The organism is Duganella alba (genome assembly GCF_009674495.1).
Lineage (GTDB): Bacteria > Pseudomonadota > Gammaproteobacteria > Burkholderiales > Burkholderiaceae_D > Rugamonas > Rugamonas alba.
The window spans coordinates 103,874-120,514 of record NZ_WKJN01000018.1 but is presented as its reverse complement, the minus strand read 5'-3'; the positions used below and the strand labels follow the sequence as shown (position 1 = coordinate 120,514).

General features: G+C 65.9%; 17 protein-coding genes. 3 read left to right on the top strand and 14 right to left on the bottom strand.

Translation table 11 applies throughout. The features are described from left to right. The 13 genes from ccmI to GJ695_RS18240 all read right to left on the bottom strand — a co-directional run. Window positions 1-244: c-type cytochrome biogenesis protein CcmI (ccmI, locus tag GJ695_RS18300; protein ID WP_154367208.1), on the bottom strand; the 244-nt coding region annotated here is incomplete at its 3' end. Next, a complete protein-coding gene (locus GJ695_RS18295; RefSeq protein WP_166455280.1) occupies window positions 241-717 on the bottom strand; it encodes a cytochrome c-type biogenesis protein in 477 nt (158 codons plus the stop codon). The genes ccmI and GJ695_RS18295, both read right to left, overlap by 4 nt. Further along, window positions 710-1,237, bottom strand: a complete 528-nt coding sequence (locus GJ695_RS18290) for a DsbE family thiol:disulfide interchange protein (RefSeq protein ID WP_154367206.1) — start codon at window positions 1,235-1,237, stop codon at window positions 710-712. The genes GJ695_RS18295 and GJ695_RS18290 overlap by 8 nt, the downstream gene beginning before the upstream one ends. 16 nt (window positions 1,238-1,253) lie before the next feature. Then, a complete protein-coding gene (locus GJ695_RS18285; protein WP_154367204.1) occupies window positions 1,254-3,254 on the bottom strand; it encodes a heme lyase CcmF/NrfE family subunit in 2,001 nt (666 codons plus the stop codon). Next, window positions 3,254-3,700 carry a cytochrome c maturation protein CcmE gene (gene ccmE, locus GJ695_RS18280; protein ID WP_154359951.1) on the bottom strand — a complete coding sequence of 149 codons (447 nt, stop codon included), beginning with the start codon at window positions 3,698-3,700 and terminating at the stop codon, window positions 3,254-3,256. Before ccmE ends, GJ695_RS18285 begins: the two co-directional genes overlap by 1 nt. Further along, window positions 3,684-3,908 carry a heme exporter protein CcmD gene (gene ccmD, locus GJ695_RS18275; RefSeq protein ID WP_154367202.1) on the bottom strand — a complete coding sequence of 75 codons (225 nt, stop codon included), beginning with the start codon at window positions 3,906-3,908 and terminating at the stop codon, window positions 3,684-3,686. Before ccmD ends, ccmE begins: the two co-directional genes overlap by 17 nt. Continuing rightward, window positions 3,905-4,660, bottom strand: coding sequence for a heme ABC transporter permease CcmC (gene ccmC / locus GJ695_RS18270; protein WP_154367200.1), 756 nt, complete (start codon window positions 4,658-4,660; stop codon window positions 3,905-3,907). The genes ccmD and ccmC overlap by 4 nt, the downstream gene beginning before the upstream one ends. A 17-nt stretch (window positions 4,661-4,677) precedes the next feature. Next, a complete protein-coding gene (ccmB, locus tag GJ695_RS18265; RefSeq protein WP_154367198.1) occupies window positions 4,678-5,346 on the bottom strand; it encodes a heme exporter protein CcmB in 669 nt (222 codons plus the stop codon). Beyond that, window positions 5,340-5,945, bottom strand: a complete 606-nt coding sequence (ccmA, locus tag GJ695_RS18260; RefSeq protein ID WP_229260584.1) for a cytochrome c biogenesis heme-transporting ATPase CcmA — start codon at window positions 5,943-5,945, stop codon at window positions 5,340-5,342. Before ccmA ends, ccmB begins: the two co-directional genes overlap by 7 nt. Window positions 5,946-6,073: 128 nt before the next feature. Beyond that, entirely contained in the window at window positions 6,074-6,898 is an 825-nt protein-coding gene (locus tag GJ695_RS18255) for a 4Fe-4S dicluster domain-containing protein (protein ID WP_154367194.1), read from the bottom strand. 1 nt (window position 6,899) lies between these two features. Then, window positions 6,900-7,985, bottom strand: a complete 1,086-nt coding sequence (gene hemE, locus GJ695_RS18250) for a uroporphyrinogen decarboxylase (protein ID WP_154367192.1) — start codon at window positions 7,983-7,985, stop codon at window positions 6,900-6,902. A gap of 31 nt (window positions 7,986-8,016) precedes the next feature. Continuing rightward, window positions 8,017-9,420 carry a sigma-54-dependent transcriptional regulator gene (locus GJ695_RS18245; RefSeq protein WP_154367190.1) on the bottom strand — a complete coding sequence of 468 codons (1,404 nt, stop codon included), beginning with the start codon at window positions 9,418-9,420 and terminating at the stop codon, window positions 8,017-8,019. Continuing rightward, on the bottom strand, window positions 9,417-10,940 hold the full coding sequence (locus tag GJ695_RS18240) for a sensor histidine kinase (protein ID WP_166455278.1): 1,524 nt from the start codon (window positions 10,938-10,940) through the stop codon (window positions 9,417-9,419). Before GJ695_RS18240 ends, GJ695_RS18245 begins: the two co-directional genes overlap by 4 nt. Window positions 10,941-11,198: 258 nt before the next feature. Between GJ695_RS18240 and GJ695_RS18235 the strand changes: the two genes are divergently transcribed. From GJ695_RS18235 to GJ695_RS18225, 3 genes are all read left to right on the top strand, one after another. Next, complete coding sequence (locus GJ695_RS18235) at window positions 11,199-11,537, top strand: c-type cytochrome (protein ID WP_154359942.1); 339 nt, start codon at window positions 11,199-11,201, stop codon at window positions 11,535-11,537. Window positions 11,538-11,604: 67 nt separating this feature from the next. Then, a complete protein-coding gene (locus GJ695_RS18230; RefSeq protein WP_154367186.1) occupies window positions 11,605-13,599 on the top strand; it encodes a multiheme c-type cytochrome in 1,995 nt (664 codons plus the stop codon). 38 nt (window positions 13,600-13,637) lie between these two features. Beyond that, window positions 13,638-13,826, top strand: coding sequence for a hypothetical protein (locus tag GJ695_RS18225; protein ID WP_154367185.1), 189 nt, complete (start codon window positions 13,638-13,640; stop codon window positions 13,824-13,826). Between the two features lie 327 nt (window positions 13,827-14,153). On the opposite strand, the gene GJ695_RS18220 is transcribed toward GJ695_RS18225, so the two are convergent. Next, window positions 14,154-16,622, bottom strand: a complete 2,469-nt coding sequence (locus tag GJ695_RS18220) for an MtrB/PioB family decaheme-associated outer membrane protein (RefSeq protein ID WP_166455277.1) — start codon at window positions 16,620-16,622, stop codon at window positions 14,154-14,156. Between the last annotated feature and the right edge of the window lie 19 nt (window positions 16,623-16,641).

Sequence of the window (16,641 nt, the reverse complement as noted above, 5' to 3'; positions counted from 1 at the left end):
TCGGCACGTCGCTGGCGACGCGGCGTTCCAGCTCGCTGCGCGAGTTGGCGTAGCCGGCGGCGTCGATGGTGCCGGCGGCCAGGTCGGCATCCAACTCGCGCAACTGGTCGCGCAACACCGCCAGGTTGGCGACGGCGCGCGCCGCCGGACCACGGCGGGCACGCTCGCCGCGCAGCAGCGTCGGCAGGATGAACAGCAAGGCGCACGCGCTCAACAGCGCGGCGCCGGCATAGAAGGCGGTCATACAGGCTCCTTGATGGCAAGATCGGCGTCCAGCAGCGTGGCCGCGCGCGCCAGCTCCTCGGCTGGCAAGTCAGGTTCGGCGGCGACACGACGCCGCAGTTGCAGCGCCAGCAGGCCGAGCCCGGCGGCCAGCAACAGCAGCGGGCCGTACCACAGCAGCCAGGTCGCCGGCTTCATCGGCGGCTTGTACATGACGAAGTCGCCGTAACGCTCGACCATGTAATCGATCACCTGCTGTTCGCTGCGGCCCTGCCCCAGCTGCTCGCGCACCTGGTTGCGCAGGTCGATGGCCAGGTCGGCGTGCGACTCGGCGATGGTCTGGTTCTGGCACACCAGGCAGCGCAGCTGCTCGGACAGTGTCAGCACGCGCTGTTCCAGTACCGGATCGGCCGCCACCGGCAGGGCTTCGCCCGCCAGCGTGGTGCTGGCCGCCAGCACGCAGCCGAACAGCAGGCCGCTCAAGAATTTACGCACGATTCAGCTCCTTTATCAGCGGCATGAGTTTCTGCTCGATGATCTCCGGCGTCAGCACGCCGATGAACTTGAAGCGGATCATGCCCTTCTTGTCGATCAGGAAGGTTTCCGGCACGCCGTAGACGCCGTAGTCGATGCCGACCCGGCCGTCCTCGTCGAAGCCCGACACCTGGTAGGGGTTGCCAAAGCGCTGCAGCCACATATTGCCGTCGCTGCGCTGGTCCTTGTAGTTCAGGCCGATAATCGGCAGCACGTTCTGGCGCGAGAACGCCAGCAGCGCCGCATGCTCGTCGCGGCAGGCCTCGCACCACGAGGCCCACACATTAAGCAGCCACACCTTGCCGGCCATGTCCGGCGGCGCGATGGTGGCGGCCGGATCGGCCAGCTGCGTCAACTTGAACTGCGGCGCCGCCTTGTTGATGAACGGCGAAGGAATCTCGCGCGGATTCAGGTTCAGGCCGATGCCGAGGAATACCAGCAAGGCCAGGAACACGCCCAGCGGCAAAAGAAAACGTTTCATGAAGCTCTCCTCGAATTCAAGCGCCGGCCGGCGTGCCGGCGCTGGCCGCCGTGATGGCGACATCCGCCGCCGACAGGCGGCGTTTGGTGGCCATGCGGTAGCGTTTGTCGCCGGTGGCCAGCAGGCCGCCGGCCGCCATGATCAGGCAGCCAGCCCAGATCCAGCCGACAAACGGCTTGTGCTGCACGCGCACCACCCACACGCCCGGCGCGGTTTCCTCGCCCAGCGACACGTACAGGTCGCGCGTGAAGCCGCGGTCGATGGCCGCTTCCGTCATCGGCATGCCCTGTGCGCTGTAGACGCGTTTCTGCGCGCGCAGCGTGGTCACCGGCTTGCCATCCCGCGTAACCTCGAACGTGCCTTCGGTGCCGGTGTAGTTGGGGCCGCGCACCGGTTCCAGCGCGGCGAAGCGGAACACATAGCCGCCGGCATGGGTGGTGTCGCCGATGTGCATGCTGACGTCGTTGGCGGTTTCCATGCCCTTGACCAGCGTGACGCCGATCACGAACACGCCGATGCCCGCGTGCGCGGCCAGCATGCCCCAGTAGCTCAATGGCTGGCGGCGCAGGCGCTGCCACGCGCCGGTGTCCGGCGCCATCTTGCGCAGGCGCTCGACCAGGTGCGAACCGGTGGCGACGCAGATCCAGAAGCCGCAGCTCATGCCCAGCAACACCATCGGCGACGGCGACAGCCAGACCTGCATCGCCACCGCGAACACCAGCGTGCCGAGCGCGATGAAACGCAGGCGGTGCAGCACTTCCTTCAGCGACGCCTCTTTCCAGCGCAGGAACGGTCCGACCGCCAGCAGCACCAGCATCGGCAGCATCAGCGGCACGAATACCGCCTCGAAGTACGGCGGGCCGACCGAAATCTTGCCGAGGCCGAGCGCGTCGAGGAACAGCGGATACAGCGTACCCAGCAGCACGGTGCCGGCCGCCGCCAGCAGCAGCACGTTATTCACCAGCAGCAGCGACTCGCGCGACAGCAGGCCGAACTTGCCGCCCGTGCCCACCTTCGGCGCGCGCCACGCGTACAGCGCCAGCGAGCCGCCGATGACGACCGCCAGGAAGATCAGGATGAACAGGCCGCGACGCGGATCGGTGGCGAACGCATGCACCGAGGTCAGCACACCGGAGCGGACTAGGAAGGTGCCCAGCAGCGACAGCGAGAAGGCGATGATCGCCAGCAGCACGGTCCAGTTCTTGAAGCTGCCGCGCTTTTCGGTGACGGCCAGCGAATGCACCAGCGCCGAACCGACCAGCCACGGCATGAAGGAAGCATTTTCCACCGCGTCCCAGAACCACCAGCCGCCCCAGCCCAGCTCGTAATACGCCCAGTAGCTGCCCATGAAGATGCCTAGCGTCAGGAACATCCACGCCACCAGCGTCCACGGCCGCGACCAGCGCGCCCACGCCGCGTCGAGCTGGCCGCCCATCAGCGCGGCGATGGCAAACGCGAACGCCACCGAGAAGCCGACATAGCCCATGTACAGCATCGGCGGATGGACGATCATGCCGAAGTCCTGCAACAGCGGATTCAGATCGCGGCCATCGACGGCGGCGGGAATCATGCGCTCGAAGGGGTTCGAGGTGAACAGCATGAAGCACAGGAAGCCCACGCTGACCAGGCCCAGCACGCCGAGCACGCGCGCCACCATCACATCCGGCAGCTGGCGGCTCAGGCAGGCCACGGCAAAGGTCCACAGGGCCAGCATCTCGGCCCACAGCAGCAGCGAGCCTTCATGCCCGCCCCAGGTGGCGGCGATGCGGAAATGCAGCGGCAGCATGGAGTTGGAATTGCCGGCCACGTAGGCCAGCGAGAAATCGTTGTTGACGAATGCCGAGGTCAGCGCGGCAAACGCCAGCGTCAGCAGCAGCAACTGGCCGGCGGCGGCCGGACGCGCCAGCGCCATCCAGCGCGCATCAGCGCGGTAGGAGCCGATGATGGGCATCACGCCCTGCACCAGCGCCAGGCACAACGCCAGCATCAATGAAAAATTACCCAGTTCGGCGATCATTATTTATCCTTCCCTTGCTTTGCCGCCTCGGCCTGCTTGAGTGCGTAGGCGGCTTCCGGCGGCATGTAGTTTTCGTCGTGCTTGGCCAGCACTTCGTCGGCGACGAACAGCATGCCCTCGCCCAGTTTTCCCTGCGCGACCACGCCTTTGCCTTCGCGGAACAGGTCGGGCAGGATGCCGCGATACTGCACGCGGATCTGCCGCACGCGGTCGCTGACGGTGAAGGCCACCGTCACGCCATCGGCCTGGCGCTGCACGCTGCCCTGCTCGACCATGCCGCCCATGCGGAAGCTGCGGTTGCGCGGTGCGTCGCCGGCCAGGATCTGCGTCGGCGTGTAGAAGAACACCAGGTTCTGCTTGAAGGCCGACATCAGCAGCGCCACCGCCACGCCGAGCACCGCCACGCCGCCGACAATCAGCGCCAGTCGTTTATGCCGTGGCTTCATCTTGGACTCCATGCGAGCTGCGTTGGACGGCGGCCGGCCGTCTTGCCGGCGCCGCGGCCGCCATCGTCAACGCGCGGGCGGCGGCGTGGCGCTGCCACAGCCGCAGCACCTCGGCGCCCAGGCACAGGGCCACCACCGCCATCGATCCCCAGACGTACAGGGCATAGCCGCCCATCGCCCAAAATTCGCCTACACTATTCCAGATCATGTCAATACTCCTACTGCCTCACGGCTCCAGTCGCTGTGCGCGTCGCGCTCCAGCATGATGCAGCGCACGCGCACCAGCGCGGCGGCGATGCTGTATGCCCAGAACGCCAGCGCCATTACCAGCATGCCCAGCAACATGGTCATGGCCATGCTGGGCGCGCCTTTCAAATTGATCGACGATCCCTGGTGCAGCGTGTTCCACCACTGCACCGAGAAATAAATAATCGGCACGTTGACCACGCCCACCAGGGCCAGCAAGGCGCCAGCGCGGTCGGCGCGACGCGGGTCGTCGATGGCCGCCTGCAGCGCCATGAAGCCAAGGTAGAGGAACAGCAGGATCAGTTCCGAGGTCAGGCGCGCATCCCATACCCACCACGCGCCCCAGGTCGGCCGGCCCCACAGCGCGCCGGTCCACAGCGCCAGGAAGGTGAACATGGCGCCGGTCGGCGCCAGCGCGCTGGCCATCATCGACGACAGCCGGGTGTTGAAGGCCAGGCCCATCGCGGCCCAGAACGCCATCGCCAGGTAGATCACCATCGACATCCAGGCGGCCGGCACGTGCACGAAAATGATCCGGTAGGCGTCGCCCTGCTGGAAATCGGTGGGGGCGACGAAGAAGCCGATGTAAAGACCGATCACGGTCAGCACGGCGGCGGCGCCGGCGAAGTACGGGATCAGCCGTCCGGCCAGCGGGTAGAAATGGGCTGGCGATGCATATTTGTACCAGCGGATCGAGGTCTTGCTTTTTTCCATGATGCTCACTCCTTCACTTATTCCATGGCCACGCGCAGGGCCGAGGCGGTCGCCCACGGCGCCAGTGCCACGGCGCCGGCCAGCATCGAACCCAGCAGCAGGAAATGCGCGCTGGTGCCCATGCCGCTGACGTCGGCGCCCACCGCGCCGGCGCCGAAGATCAATACCGGGATATACAGCGGCAGCACCAGCAGCGCCACCAGCACGCCGCCGCCACGCACGCCCAAGGTCAGCGCCGCGCCGATCGCGCCCAGCAGGCTCAACACGGGCGTGCCGATCAACAATGTCAAGCACAGCACCCACACCGAACTGGCGGGCAGGCCGAACTGCACGCCCAGCAGCGGCGCCAGCAGCACCAGTGGCAGGCCGGACACCAGCCAGTGCGCCAGCACCTTGCCGCAGCCGATCAGCAGCAGCGGCTCGGCCGACAGCAGCATCTGCTCCAGCGTGCCGTCGGCGAAATCCGGCGCGAACAGGCGGCCCAGCGCCAGCATCGACGCCAGCAGCGCCGACACCCACAGCACGCCGGGCGCCATGGTGCGCAGCAGTTCAGGTTCGGGCCCCACGCCCAGCGGGAACAAGGTGACCACGACGATGAAGAAGAACAGCGTGGTCAGCACATCGGAACGGCGCCGCAGCGCCAGCTTGAGATCGCGCCGGATGACGCACCAGACCACGTTCAGCATGCCGCCTCCATGCTCAGGTCCAACGTGCGCGCGCGCGGTGCGCGCAGGGCAACCGGCTGGTGGGTGGTGTAGACCAGCGCGCCGCCTTGCGCCAGATGGCGTTCCAGCGTGAGGGTCAGCGCGGCGATGGTGGCGGTATCCAGCGCGGCGAACGGTTCGTCGAGTATCCACAGCCGCGCCTCCTGTTGCAAATGCAGCCGCGCCAGCGCCACGCGCTTGCGCTGTCCCTGCGATAAGGCCAGCGTCGGCAGGTGGGCTTGCGGCCCGAGTCCCAGCGCCGACAAGGCAGCGCAGGCCTGCGAACGGCTGACCGGACGGCCGGCCAGCGTGCTGGCGACCACCACGTTTTCCCATGCCAGCAGGTCGTCCTTGACGCCATTGGCATGCCCCAGGTACAGCAGCGCGGCGCCGTATTCTTCGCGCGCGCTGCGGATATCGCGGCCCTGCCAGCGCACTTCGCCGGCGCTCGGGAAGGACAATCCGCACAACAGACGCAAGAGGCTACTCTTGCCGCTGCCATTGGCGCCGGAAACCCGTAGCGCATCACCTGCCTCCAAAGTGAAATCGAGGCCGTGAAACAGGCTACGTCCGCCGCGCATGCAGGCGAGCTGGCATGCTTGTAGACTCATTCTCTTCTCCATTAACCGCATCAACGTGTTGCTTACGGTCAAGGATGATACGAAGTTGCCCAGATAATTTTCATGATGCAGATCAAAATATTGCGCCTTTACCTAACTTTAATGCGTGGCGCGTAACGGATCAGGCCTTCCGCTTCGCCGCGTTGGCGCATGACGCGGTCGCAGGCGTCGATGCAGGCGCCGCAGCCGATGCAGTCGCTGCGCAGACCGTTGCGGATGTCGCTGCCGCTGGGGCAGACCTGGATGCACAAGGTGCAGTCGAGACAGGCGCCCTGCGCCAGCACGGCAGCGCCGCGCTTGGCGTTGCGCAGGCCGCGTGGTTCGCCGCGCTGGTGGTCATAGGAAACCACCAGCGTGCGGCCGCCGATCAAGGCGTTCTGCATTGGCCCCAGCGGGCAGAAATGGCGGCACACCCGGTGCCGCAGCAGGCCGCCATTCATATAGGTCAGGGCGGCGTAGGCCAGCAGCCCGGCCCACGGCGCCGGTGCGCCGTGCCACAGCAGCGCCGGCAAGGCCCGCACCGGCATGAACCACGCGACCATGGTGAAGCCGTTGGCGAGCGACAGCAGCAGCCAGGCGCCGTGCTTGGCGATCTTCCTGCCGTGGCGCCGCAGCGACGGCGGCGCGGCGTCCAGCCGCATGCGCGCACCGCGCTCGCCTTCGATGCGGCGCTCGATCCACAGCAGCAGGTCGGCGTACACGGTATGCGCGCACAGGTAGCCGCAGAACAGCCGCCCTACCCGCGCCGACGCCCACATCAGCAGCACGAACAGCGCCAGGATCGGCAACAGCAGCCTGCGGCCGTCCCAGTCCAGCCACGGCAGCACGAAGAACAGCGACTGGCTGATCCAGCCCCAGGCCAGCCGCCGGCGGGTGTGGCGGCCACTGGTGGCGCGCACATACACCCGCCGCATATCAGGTCTTGCGCAGCACGCGGCTCAGGTCGTGTACCGCATCCACCAGCACCGCCACCGCTTCCGGCGGCGTGAACTGCGAAATGCCGTGGCCCAGGTTGAACACGTGGCCGTCATAGCCCTGGCCGCCGGCGCCGTAGGCATACAGCGCGCGCTCGGCCTCGGCGCGGATCTGCGCCGGCGAGGCGAACAGCGCCGCCGGATCGAGATTGCCCTGCAAGGCCACGCGGCCGCCGGTGCGCAGGCGCGCCTGGCCCAGGTCGACCGTCCAGTCCAGCCCGACCGCGTCGGCGCCGCTGTCGGCCAGCTGCTCCAGCCACATGCCGCCGCCCTTGGTGAAGACGATGCACGGCACCGCTTCGCCGTCATGGTTGCGGTGCAGGCGGCGGATCACGCTGCGTATGTAGTGCAGCGAGAAGCGGTGGTAGTGGCCGTCGGCCAGCGCCCCGCCCCACGAGTCGAACAGCATCACCGCCTGCGCGCCCGCTTCGATCTGGGCGTTCAGGTAGGCCGCCACGGCCGCCGCGTTGACTTCCAGGATGTGGTGCATCAGCTCGGGACGGCTGTACATCATGCGCTTGACTTCCAGATGGTCGCGCGAACCGCCGCCTTCGACCATGTAGCAGGCCAGCGTCCACGGGCTGCCGGCAAAGCCGATCAGCGGCACCTTGCCCGCCAGCTCGGTGCGGATCTGGGTGACGGCGTCGAACACATACCGCAGCTTGTCCATCTCCGGCACCCGCAGTTCCAGCACGGCGCGCTCGTCGCGCAGCGGATGGTCGAACTTCGGCCCTTCGCCTTCGACGAATTGCAGGCCCAGGCCCATGGCGTCCGGCACCGTCAGGATGTCGGAGAACAGGATGGCCGCGTCCAGCCCGAAGCGTGTGACCGGCTGCAGCGTCACCTCGGTGGCCAGGTCGGGATTGGTGGCCAGGCCCATGAAGGAACCGGCCTGCTTGCGCACGGCGCGGTATTCCGGCAGGTAGCGGCCGGCCTGGCGCATCAGCCACAGCGGCGTGTAGTCGGTCGGCTGGCGCATCAGCGCGCGCAGGAAGGTGTCGTTCTGTAATGGGGCGAAGCGGGACATAGATTCTCTCAGCAAAGTGTGGGCGCCGTGGTTACAGCAGGCCCAGCGTTTCAAATTCTTCTTGTTTGCGGTACAGGCTGGATAAGCCCATGCCGAGTTTTTGCGCCGCCAGGCGGCGGTCGCCGTCGGCGTCGCGGATGGCGCGCGCGATCAGCGTGCATTCAAAGCGGCGCACCTGGTCGCGCAGGCTGTCGCCGGGCGACGCCAGCCAGGCGCCATCGACGCCCTCGGCCGGCTGCGCGGCCAGCAGCGGCGTGGCGTCCTTGACGATTTGCGGCGGCAGGTCGGCGCAGCTGACCTGCCCGCGGTCGGCCAGGATCAGCGCGCGATCGATCACGTGTTCCAGTTCGCGTACATTGCCGGGCCACTGGTAGGCCATCAGCAGCTCTTCCACTTCCGGCTCCAGCGACGGCACGCGCGCCAGGCCCATGCGCTCGGCGCCGCGTTGCAGCAGGAAGGCCATCAGCGGCATCAGGTCGGCGCGGCGTTCGCGCAGCGGCGGCAGCGGGATCTGGAACACGCTCAGGCGGAAATACAGGTCTTCGCGGAAGCGGCCCTCGGCCACCATCTGCGCCAGGTCGCGGTTGGTGGCGGCGACGATGCGCACGTCGGCGCGGCGCGACTGCTCGCTGCCGACGGCGCGGATTGATTTTTCCTCGATCACGTGCAGCAGCTTCACCTGCATCATCAGCGGCAGTTCGCCGATTTCGTCGAGGAACAGCGTGCCGCCGTCCGCTTCCAGGAACAGGCCCTTGCGCGCCTTGTCGGCGCCGGTGAAAGCGCCCTTGACGTGGCCGAACAGTTCACTCTCGATCAGGTTGTCCGGCAGCGCGCCGCAGTTGACCGGGATGAACGGCGCGTTCGCGCGCGGGCTTTGCTGGTGGATACGGCGCGCCACCACGCCCTTGCCGGTGCCGCTCTCGCCGGTCACCAGCACCGTGCTGGCGGTCGGCGACACCTTGTCGACCAGCCGCCCCAGCTCGCGCATGGCGGTCGAATTGAATTCGAACTGGTCTTCGCGCCGCCCTTGCACCAGGCTGCGCAGCACGCGGTTTTCCGCGCGCAGGCCGCGCATGTCGTTGATCTTCAGCAGGCGGTGCTGCAACTCCTCGTTGCGCACCGGCTTGACGATGTAGTCGGCGGCGCCGGCCTGCATCGCCTCGATGGCGGTGTCGACCGAGGCAAACGCGGTCATCATGATGAAGCTGGTGTCGATGCCGGCCGCGCGCGCCTGCCGCACCAGCTCGATGCCGCTGATGCCGGGCATCTTGATGTCGCAGATGGCGACTTCGATATCGCCTTTCGACAGGCGCTCGAAGGCGTCCTCGCCGTTGCCGGCCTGGACCACGTTGCAGCCGGCCTTGAGCAGGTGCGCGGCCAGCATCTGGCGGATCACCGGTTCGTCGTCGATCACCATCACGTCAAGTGATTTCATGGCGTCACCCATGGAAAGACCACGCGCACCCGCGTGCCGCTGCCGGGCGTGGATTCGATGTCGATGGCGCCGCCGTGGTTCTGGGCGATGGCGTAGCACAGCGACAGACCGAGGCCGGTGCCCTTGCCGGCCGGCTTGGTGGTGAAGAAGGCTTCGAACACGCGCTGCACGGTGGCGGCGTCCATGCCGCTGCCGTTGTCTTCCACGCACATGACGGCGCCCTGCTGCTGCCGGCTGGTGGTGACGACGATGGTCGGCTGGCGGCCGCTGATGCCTTCCAGCGCGTCCATGGCGTTGATCAGCAGGTTCATGATGAGCTGGGTCAGCTGGTCGGCGACGCCGTGGATGGCCGGCAGTTGCGGATCTAGCGCCAGTTGCAGCGCGACGCCGCCCAGGCGCTTGTCGTAGCGCACCAGGCTGCTGGTGCTGCGCAGTTGCTGGTTCAGATCCAGCAGCTGCGCCTCCACCGCGCGCGGCGAGGCGAAGTCGGCGATTTCGCGGGTGATGGCGGCCAGCCGTGCGGTCTGTTCGAAGATCATGTCCGGGCGGCAGTCGATGCAGTTGGCGTTGCCGTGTTCGTCCATGCAGGAGCGACGTTCCAGCATGTCCTGCGCGATGCCGGAAATGGCGGCGATCGGATTGCCGATCTCGTGCGAGATGCCGGCGGCCAGCGTACCGATGGCGGCCATCTTCTCCTGGTGAAAATACTTTTGGCGTTCGAGCATCAGTTCCTTGTTGCGGGCGTCCAGCGTGTCGGACATATTGTTCACGGCGATCATCAGCTGGCCGACCTCGTCCCGCCGCGTCACCACGATCGGCCCGCCGTGCAGGCCGTGCAGGATTTCCAGCGCGCGCTTTTGCAGGATCGCCAGGTCTTCGGTCAGGCGGCGAAAGAACAGCACGATGCAGGCGCCCAGCAGCGCCAGCCCCAGCATGCCGGCCAGGAAAATCGTGCTGGCCACCGAACTGGTGCGTTCAAGGTAGCTGGACGACAGCGCCTGGCGGCGACGCTGCACGGCCTCGGTCAGCGCCGCCAGCTCGCTCTTGACCTTGACAACGCCGCTCAGCAGGCGGTTCAGGTTGGGCTTGTCCGGATGCTGGTTGGCGCGCTGCCAGTCGGCGTCCAGCGCGCCCGGCGCCAGCAGGCCGTTGTCGAAGCGGTGGCCCAGCTCGCGCTGCGCGTCCAGCAGCGACTGGTGGTGCATCTCGGCGTGCTGCATGGCCAGCGCCGGATCGGTGGCGTCGATGGCGGCAAAGATGGCGATCACGCCGTGGAACGCCGACAGATCGGCCTGCTTGAGCAGCGCTTCCGTTTGCAGCGTGCCCTGGATGTCCTCGAACTCGCGCAGCAGCTGGTTTTTCTGGTCGAAGGCGAACAGCGAAATGGCGATCGCATACAGCAGCAGCGCGCCGATGACGATCAGTCCCTTGCTACGGATAGACAGCGCGCGCCGTGCCGCTGCGTGGCCGCCGGCCGTCAGCGGCAATGGCTGACTGCCGAAATGCGCTTGCCCCATCATGTGGTTTCTGCTCCCCTTGTGTTCCCACCATCCTACAAGACGGCCAGGCCGCTGAACATGCGCCCAGATCAAGTGGCGTGGATTCCGCCGGCGCTCCCGCATTCGGGAAAAAAATCGCTGTTTTCCCGTTTTCGGGAATGGCCATCTTCCCATAGCGCCTTTACCTACGGGCTTTCCTGCATGGCCTTGATTTTGCTTAGTGGTACGACGAGCCGTGGTCCATTGCGGCCGACATGTGAAACAACCATTGAGGAAACCATGAAATCGACAATCAAACTGAGCGCCCTGCTGCTGTTGGCCAGCACTGCCCTGGCCAGCATGAACGCCTATGCAGACGATGCCGACACCGAAGCCCTGCTGCGCAAAAATGGCTGCTTCAAATGCCACGCCGTCGACAAAACCAAGAAGGGTCCGGCCTACAAGAAAGTCGCCGCCAAGTACAAGGGCAAGGCCGACGGTGAAGAACACATCATCAAGCAGATCACTACCGGTCCGAAGGTGAAGCTGGAAGACGGCACCGAGGAAGAACACAAGATCATCGAAACCAAGGATCCGGCAACGCTGAAAAGCGTGGCGCAGTGGATTCTGACCCGCTAGTCCTCCTCCCTCGCCGTACCGGCGGTGCGCCCTGGCGCGCCGCCACTTTCAGCATCAGGAAAACATCATGTACCCCAAACAGTTTCTAAAGGCGATACTGGGCGCGGTCTTCTGCCTGGCCGGCGCGCTATCGAGCGTGCCGGCCACGGCAGCCGACAGTCCGCCCGCCAGCGGCGACGCCGCCTGTCTCGCCTGCCATGACGCAAAAAAAACCATCAAAGTCAGTAACGAAGACGGCGACGAGCGCGCGTTGCGCGGCGTCGATCCGGCCAAGCACGGCGCCAGCGTCCACCGTGGCCTGTCCTGCGTCAGCTGCCACAGCGACCTGACCGTGACCGGCGACGCCAAGGCGCCGCACAAGAAAAACGGCCAGGCCGCGCCCGATTGCGCCACTTGCCACCAGCGCCTGTGGGACGAGGCGCAGAAGAACGGCAGCGCCAGCGCCCGTCCGCGCATGGGCAAGGTGGTCTCCAACATCGCCGCCTACAAGAAGTCCTTCCACGCCAAGCCGGATGACGACAATCCGAACGTGCCCAAGGCTTCCTGCACCCAGTGCCACGACACCCATACCTTCAATGTGCCTGCCGATCGCAGCAGCCCGGAATACGCCGCCTGGCGCGCCGGCGTGCCGGCCCTGTGCGGCGCCAGCTGCCACACTGACCAGCTCGACACCTACACGGAATCGGCGCACGGCAAGGAAGTGCTGGACAAGCACAACAGCAAGGCCGCGGTCTGCATCGATTGCCACACCACGCACGAGATCACCAGCACCTCGCTGACCTCGTTCAAGCTGCTGAACGTGGAAGAATGCGGCAACTGCCACCAGGAACAGCGCAAGACCTACGGCGGCACCTACCACGGCCAGGCCACCAACCTGGGCACGGCGGAAACCGCCAAGTGCTACAACTGCCACGGCAGCCACGACATCCTGGGACCGAAAGATCCGGCCTCCAAGGTGCATCCTGACAACCGCCTGAAAACCTGCCAGGCCTGCCACGACGGCAAGAAACGTGCGCTGGCCACCGCCGGCTTCGCCTCGTTCAAGCCGCACGCCAACAGCCACGATTTCGCCAAGTATCCTGAAATGTGGATCGTCACCAACTTCATGGTGGCGCTGCTGATCGGCGTGTTCCTGTTCTTCTGGTCGCACTCGGGCCTGTGGCTGTTCCGCGAATGGAAGGAGTCGGCCAAGCACAAGGTCGAAACCCATATCCGCCTCGAAGGCCTGGCGGAACCGCTGCAGCACAAGCACTTCCGCCGCTTCCCTGTCGGCTGGCGCATCGCCCACCTGTGCTTCGCGCTGGTGACCATGACGCTGGTGCTGACCGGGACCGCCGTGCTGTTCTCGCACGCCTCGTGGGCGCCGCACGTGGCCAAGGTGTTCGGCGGTTCGAAACCGATGGGCTTGATCCACCGCTGTGCGGCGATGGCCTTCGTCGGCATCTTCTTCATCCACTTCGTGTACGTGATGCAGAAACTGCTGCGCGACCGCAGCTTCCGCTGGTTCGGTCCGGATTCGCTGATTCCGAACTGGAAAGACCTGCAGGATTGCGTCGGCATGTTCAAATGGTTCTTCGGCAAAGGTCCGAAACCGAAGTTCGACCGCTGGACCTACTTCGAGAAGTTCGACTACTGGGCCGTGTTCTGGGGCGTCAACATCATCGGCTTCAGCGGCCTGACGCTGGCGTTGCCGACGGTGGCGGCCAAGTTCCTGCCGGGCTGGATCTTCAACGTGGCGACGGTGATCCACGGCGAGGAAGCGTTCCTGGCGGCGGTGTTCCTGTTCACCGTGCACTTCTTCAACAATCACTTCCGGCCGAACAAGCTGCCGCCACCGGACATCGTCATGTTCACCGGCACGCAGTCGCTGGAAGAGTTCCGCGACGAGCACCCGGCGCAGTATGAACGCCTGCTGGCCTCGGGCGAGTTGCAGAAGTACCTGGTGGATGCGCCATCGAAACCGATGCGCATCGGCTCCAAGGTGCTGGGCCTGGTGCTGATCGCCTTCGGCCTGATCCTGCTGACCTTGGTGACCATCGGCTTCTTCACCGGCGGCCATTAACCATTAAATGTAGTGCCTGTTGGGCCACGGCGTTTGCCGTGGCCTTTTTTTTTTCGCTCTTTACTAAAATGCGCGATACCGTACTACGCCGCGATAAACGGCGATATACACTTAATCACTCCGTGCGTCTGCCCGCCGATGTGCTGGTCGCGTTGGGCGAGCACACCGGCCTTTTCTGGTCGAGCTGGGAGCTGGAGCCGATCATTTGCGATGCGATCCGCGCCTGAATGAATCCGGCGCCGCCGTCCCGGCAGGCGGCATCCACCGCAAGCAAGGCTTGATACCAATGGAAGCAGCTGTTTCTGCCGGAGGGCACACGATTGCGGGCCAGCTTCGGTGGCCGGCACTATTTCGCCGTCGTGGACGGCGAGGAAATCAGATGCGGCGAACAGGCGATATCCGGCATAGCGATGCCTGGAATGTTGATCGAGGTGGCGACGGCATCCGGATCTGCGCAGCGCCAGAGAGCGGGATCGATGGCGAAGGCCGACGCCGTCACTGCAAGCGCAAGCCCGCCACCTCAACGGTGGCGGGCTTGCTTGCTACTTAACGGATCAGAACGAGTGAACGTAGGACAGTGACACTACCTGCAACGCGTAGTTGGGCGACACGATGGCGTTGCCTGGATAGACTTGCAGCGCCGTCACGCCCTGCGCCGCATTGGCGTAGGCGTCGTATTGCCAGTCGGACGACTGCAGGCGGCGGAACTGGTAGTTGGCCCGCAGCGACGACACATTGTTGATGCGGTACAGGCCATGCACGCGGATATCCACCATCTTGCTGGTCACGTCCGGGAAGGACTGCGCCGCCACCCAGACGTTGTTGTACGGACGCGCCGCCGTCTTGACCGTATTGCCGTTGCTGACGTAATAGCCGCCGGTGACCTCGATCGGCGTGCGGCTGTACGACAGCGCCAGGTCGGCGCCGACGTCCAGCTTGCCGCCCATCAGTTGCGTCGCCTTGACGCCCCAGCCGACGGTGTGGATGCGGTCGGTCTGGGTCTGGCTCCATTTGCGGCATGGGTCAGTCCCCTCGTCGGACGGCAGGTGGCCGCTGTCAGCCCAGTAACCGGTGCAACCGGTGGCCGGATTGTAGGCTGGCGCATCGAGGATGGTGGTCGAGTAACCGCGGCCGATCGACAGGCTGCCCATCTCCGACTTCTTGTGCTCGAAGGTGTAGAAGGCGTCGTAGCCCAGGCGGTCGGTGGCGGCAAACGCCGCATCCAGCTTGAACACCTGCGATTCCATCTGCTTCAGGCCGTACAGGGAATTCTTGTACTGGTCGCGGTTGTAATCGACGCCGGTTTGCAGACTCAAACGCTCGGTGGCCTGGATGTTGACCGAACTGCGCAACTGGTCGCGCGTGCGGTCGGCCAGGTAGAACTGCACCAGGCCCGGCAACAAGGGATCGGCGGCCGGCAGCGGCGCCACCGTCGGCACCGGCAGCAGTTCGCTGGTCTCGTACTCGGACTGCGTGCGCTTGGCGTGGCTGTAGCCCAGGCGGCCGGTGATCAGCTCAGACAGATTGTTGCGGTAGTCGATGCGCAGCGTGTTTTCCCGGTTGGTCTCGGCCTTGAACGGCGTTTCCTCGCCATCGGCGGTACGGCGGATCTCCTGCGTGTCGACGCCGAAGCGGATCGACTGGCGGCGCGCGAAGGCATAGTCGGCGTCCAGGCTGACCTGCTCCATGCGCCGGTTCAGCGGTTCGGTGACAAACAGGCTGGGCGCGCCGGCCGCATCGCCGCCGGCCGTCATGAAGCGGTACACCGGCGACTGGTCGTCGCGGTTTTCATACTTCACCACCGCCGACAAGGCCAGATCCCGGATCGGTCGGCTGGTCAGCGTGGCGTTCAGCGACGTGTTGATGACCTTGCCGTGCGCCGAGGTGGTCGGAATCACCCAGGTGGTCGGCAGGCCGTCGACCAGTGCTTCGTTCTGCGTCATGCGCTGGTAGTTGGCCGCCATCGTCAACCGCGTGGTGTGCGTGAAGTTGTAGCCGCCCGACACCGACAGCCGGTGCATCTCGTTGTCCGGCGCGCCGCTCATCACCGCGCGGTTGTTCAGTTCCGGATTCAGCAAGGCGCCGTTGAACGGGCTTTCCACGGTCCACTTGTTGACCGCGTTCTTGTACAGCGAACCGTAGTAGCCGAACGTGATATTGCCCTGCTCGCCCACATAGGCCAGCGCCGCCTTGAACTGGTCGGTGGTGCTGTCGATCAGCTCCGGCACGGTGACGCCGCGCGCCGGGCCGCCGAAGGCCAGGCCGGTGACCTTGGTGCCTTCCTTGCTTTCGCGCTGGGCCGAGGCGCTGAACTGCCATTGCGGCGTCAGCTCGACGGTGACGCTGCCCGCATGCTTCTTGCGCTCGGTGCCGACGTCGAAGTGATGCATGGCCGCCGCGATCAGGTAGCCGGGACCGCGGCAGGCCGCGGTCGGCACGCCGCCCACCGCCGCGCAGGCCGCGGTGGCGTAGGGCGACTGCATGTTCTGCCAGTTCGACAGCGCGCCGTTGGCGGTGGTGGTGCTGCTGACGCGCGACGCGGCCGGCGTGGCAGCAAACGATGCGGGCAGGCTCAAGGTGGTGGTGCCGGCGCCGTCGTAGAAGGTCTGGAACTGCGTCGAGTACACGCGCGACAGTTCATCGTAGTTGTAGTTGACGCGGAACAGGCCCTGCACGCCGATCTCGGCGTCCAGGCTGCGCGTGTCCAGGCCCAGGTTGGCGCCCTTCAGATACCAGCGCAGCGCGCTGTCGCTGTCATAGGCGCCGCCGCCCTGCAGCAGGAAGCCGCCGACCGCATAGCTGCCCTTCTTGTCGAGGCCGTTGTATTCGCCGAACTTGTCGGACGCGTGGTTGACGTTGCCGACGCCGATCTCGATCGAGCTGGCCGGCGTGGTCAGGCGCTTGACCTCGTCGTTTTCCTCATCGGCCGCATGGGCCAGCGGCATGACCACCAGCAAAGCCAGCGCACCGCGTACCGCCAGCGCGCTTGCGCGCAGCGTCAGTGGAGTGGATGTGTGTTTCATAGTGTTCTCCATGGTTGTC

Bases quoted from the DNA above. Each gene is read 5' to 3' on its own strand.
- GJ695_RS18290 (WP_154367206.1), bottom strand. From the start codon at position 1,237: ATGAAACGTTTTCTTTTGCCGCTGGGCGTGTTCCTGGCCTTGCTGGTA.
- GJ695_RS18285 (WP_154367204.1), bottom strand. From the start codon at position 3,254: ATGATCGCCGAACTGGGTAATTTTTCATTGATGCTGGCGTTGTGCCTG.
- ccmE (WP_154359951.1), bottom strand. From the start codon at position 3,700: ATGAAGCCACGGCATAAACGACTGGCGCTGATTGTCGGCGGCGTGGCG.
- ccmD (WP_154367202.1), bottom strand. From the start codon at position 3,908: ATGATCTGGAATAGTGTAGGCGAATTTTGGGCGATGGGCGGCTATGCC.
- ccmC (WP_154367200.1), bottom strand. From the start codon at position 4,660: ATGGAAAAAAGCAAGACCTCGATCCGCTGGTACAAATATGCATCGCCA.
- ccmB (WP_154367198.1), bottom strand. From the start codon at position 5,346: ATGCTGAACGTGGTCTGGTGCGTCATCCGGCGCGATCTCAAGCTGGCG.
- ccmA (WP_229260584.1), bottom strand. From the start codon at position 5,945: ATGCGCGGCGGACGTAGCCTGTTTCACGGCCTCGATTTCACTTTGGAG.
- GJ695_RS18255 (WP_154367194.1), bottom strand. From the start codon at position 6,898: ATGCGGCGGGTGTATGTGCGCGCCACCAGTGGCCGCCACACCCGCCGG.
- hemE (WP_154367192.1), bottom strand. From the start codon at position 7,985: ATGTCCCGCTTCGCCCCATTACAGAACGACACCTTCCTGCGCGCGCTG.
- GJ695_RS18245 (WP_154367190.1), bottom strand. From the start codon at position 9,420: ATGAAATCACTTGACGTGATGGTGATCGACGACGAACCGGTGATCCGC.
- GJ695_RS18240 (WP_166455278.1), bottom strand. From the start codon at position 10,940: ATGATGGGGCAAGCGCATTTCGGCAGTCAGCCATTGCCGCTGACGGCC.
- GJ695_RS18235 (WP_154359942.1), top strand. From the start codon at position 11,199: ATGAAATCGACAATCAAACTGAGCGCCCTGCTGCTGTTGGCCAGCACT.
- GJ695_RS18230 (WP_154367186.1), top strand. From the start codon at position 11,605: ATGTACCCCAAACAGTTTCTAAAGGCGATACTGGGCGCGGTCTTCTGC.
- GJ695_RS18220 (WP_166455277.1), bottom strand. From the start codon at position 16,622: ATGAAACACACATCCACTCCACTGACGCTGCGCGCAAGCGCGCTGGCG.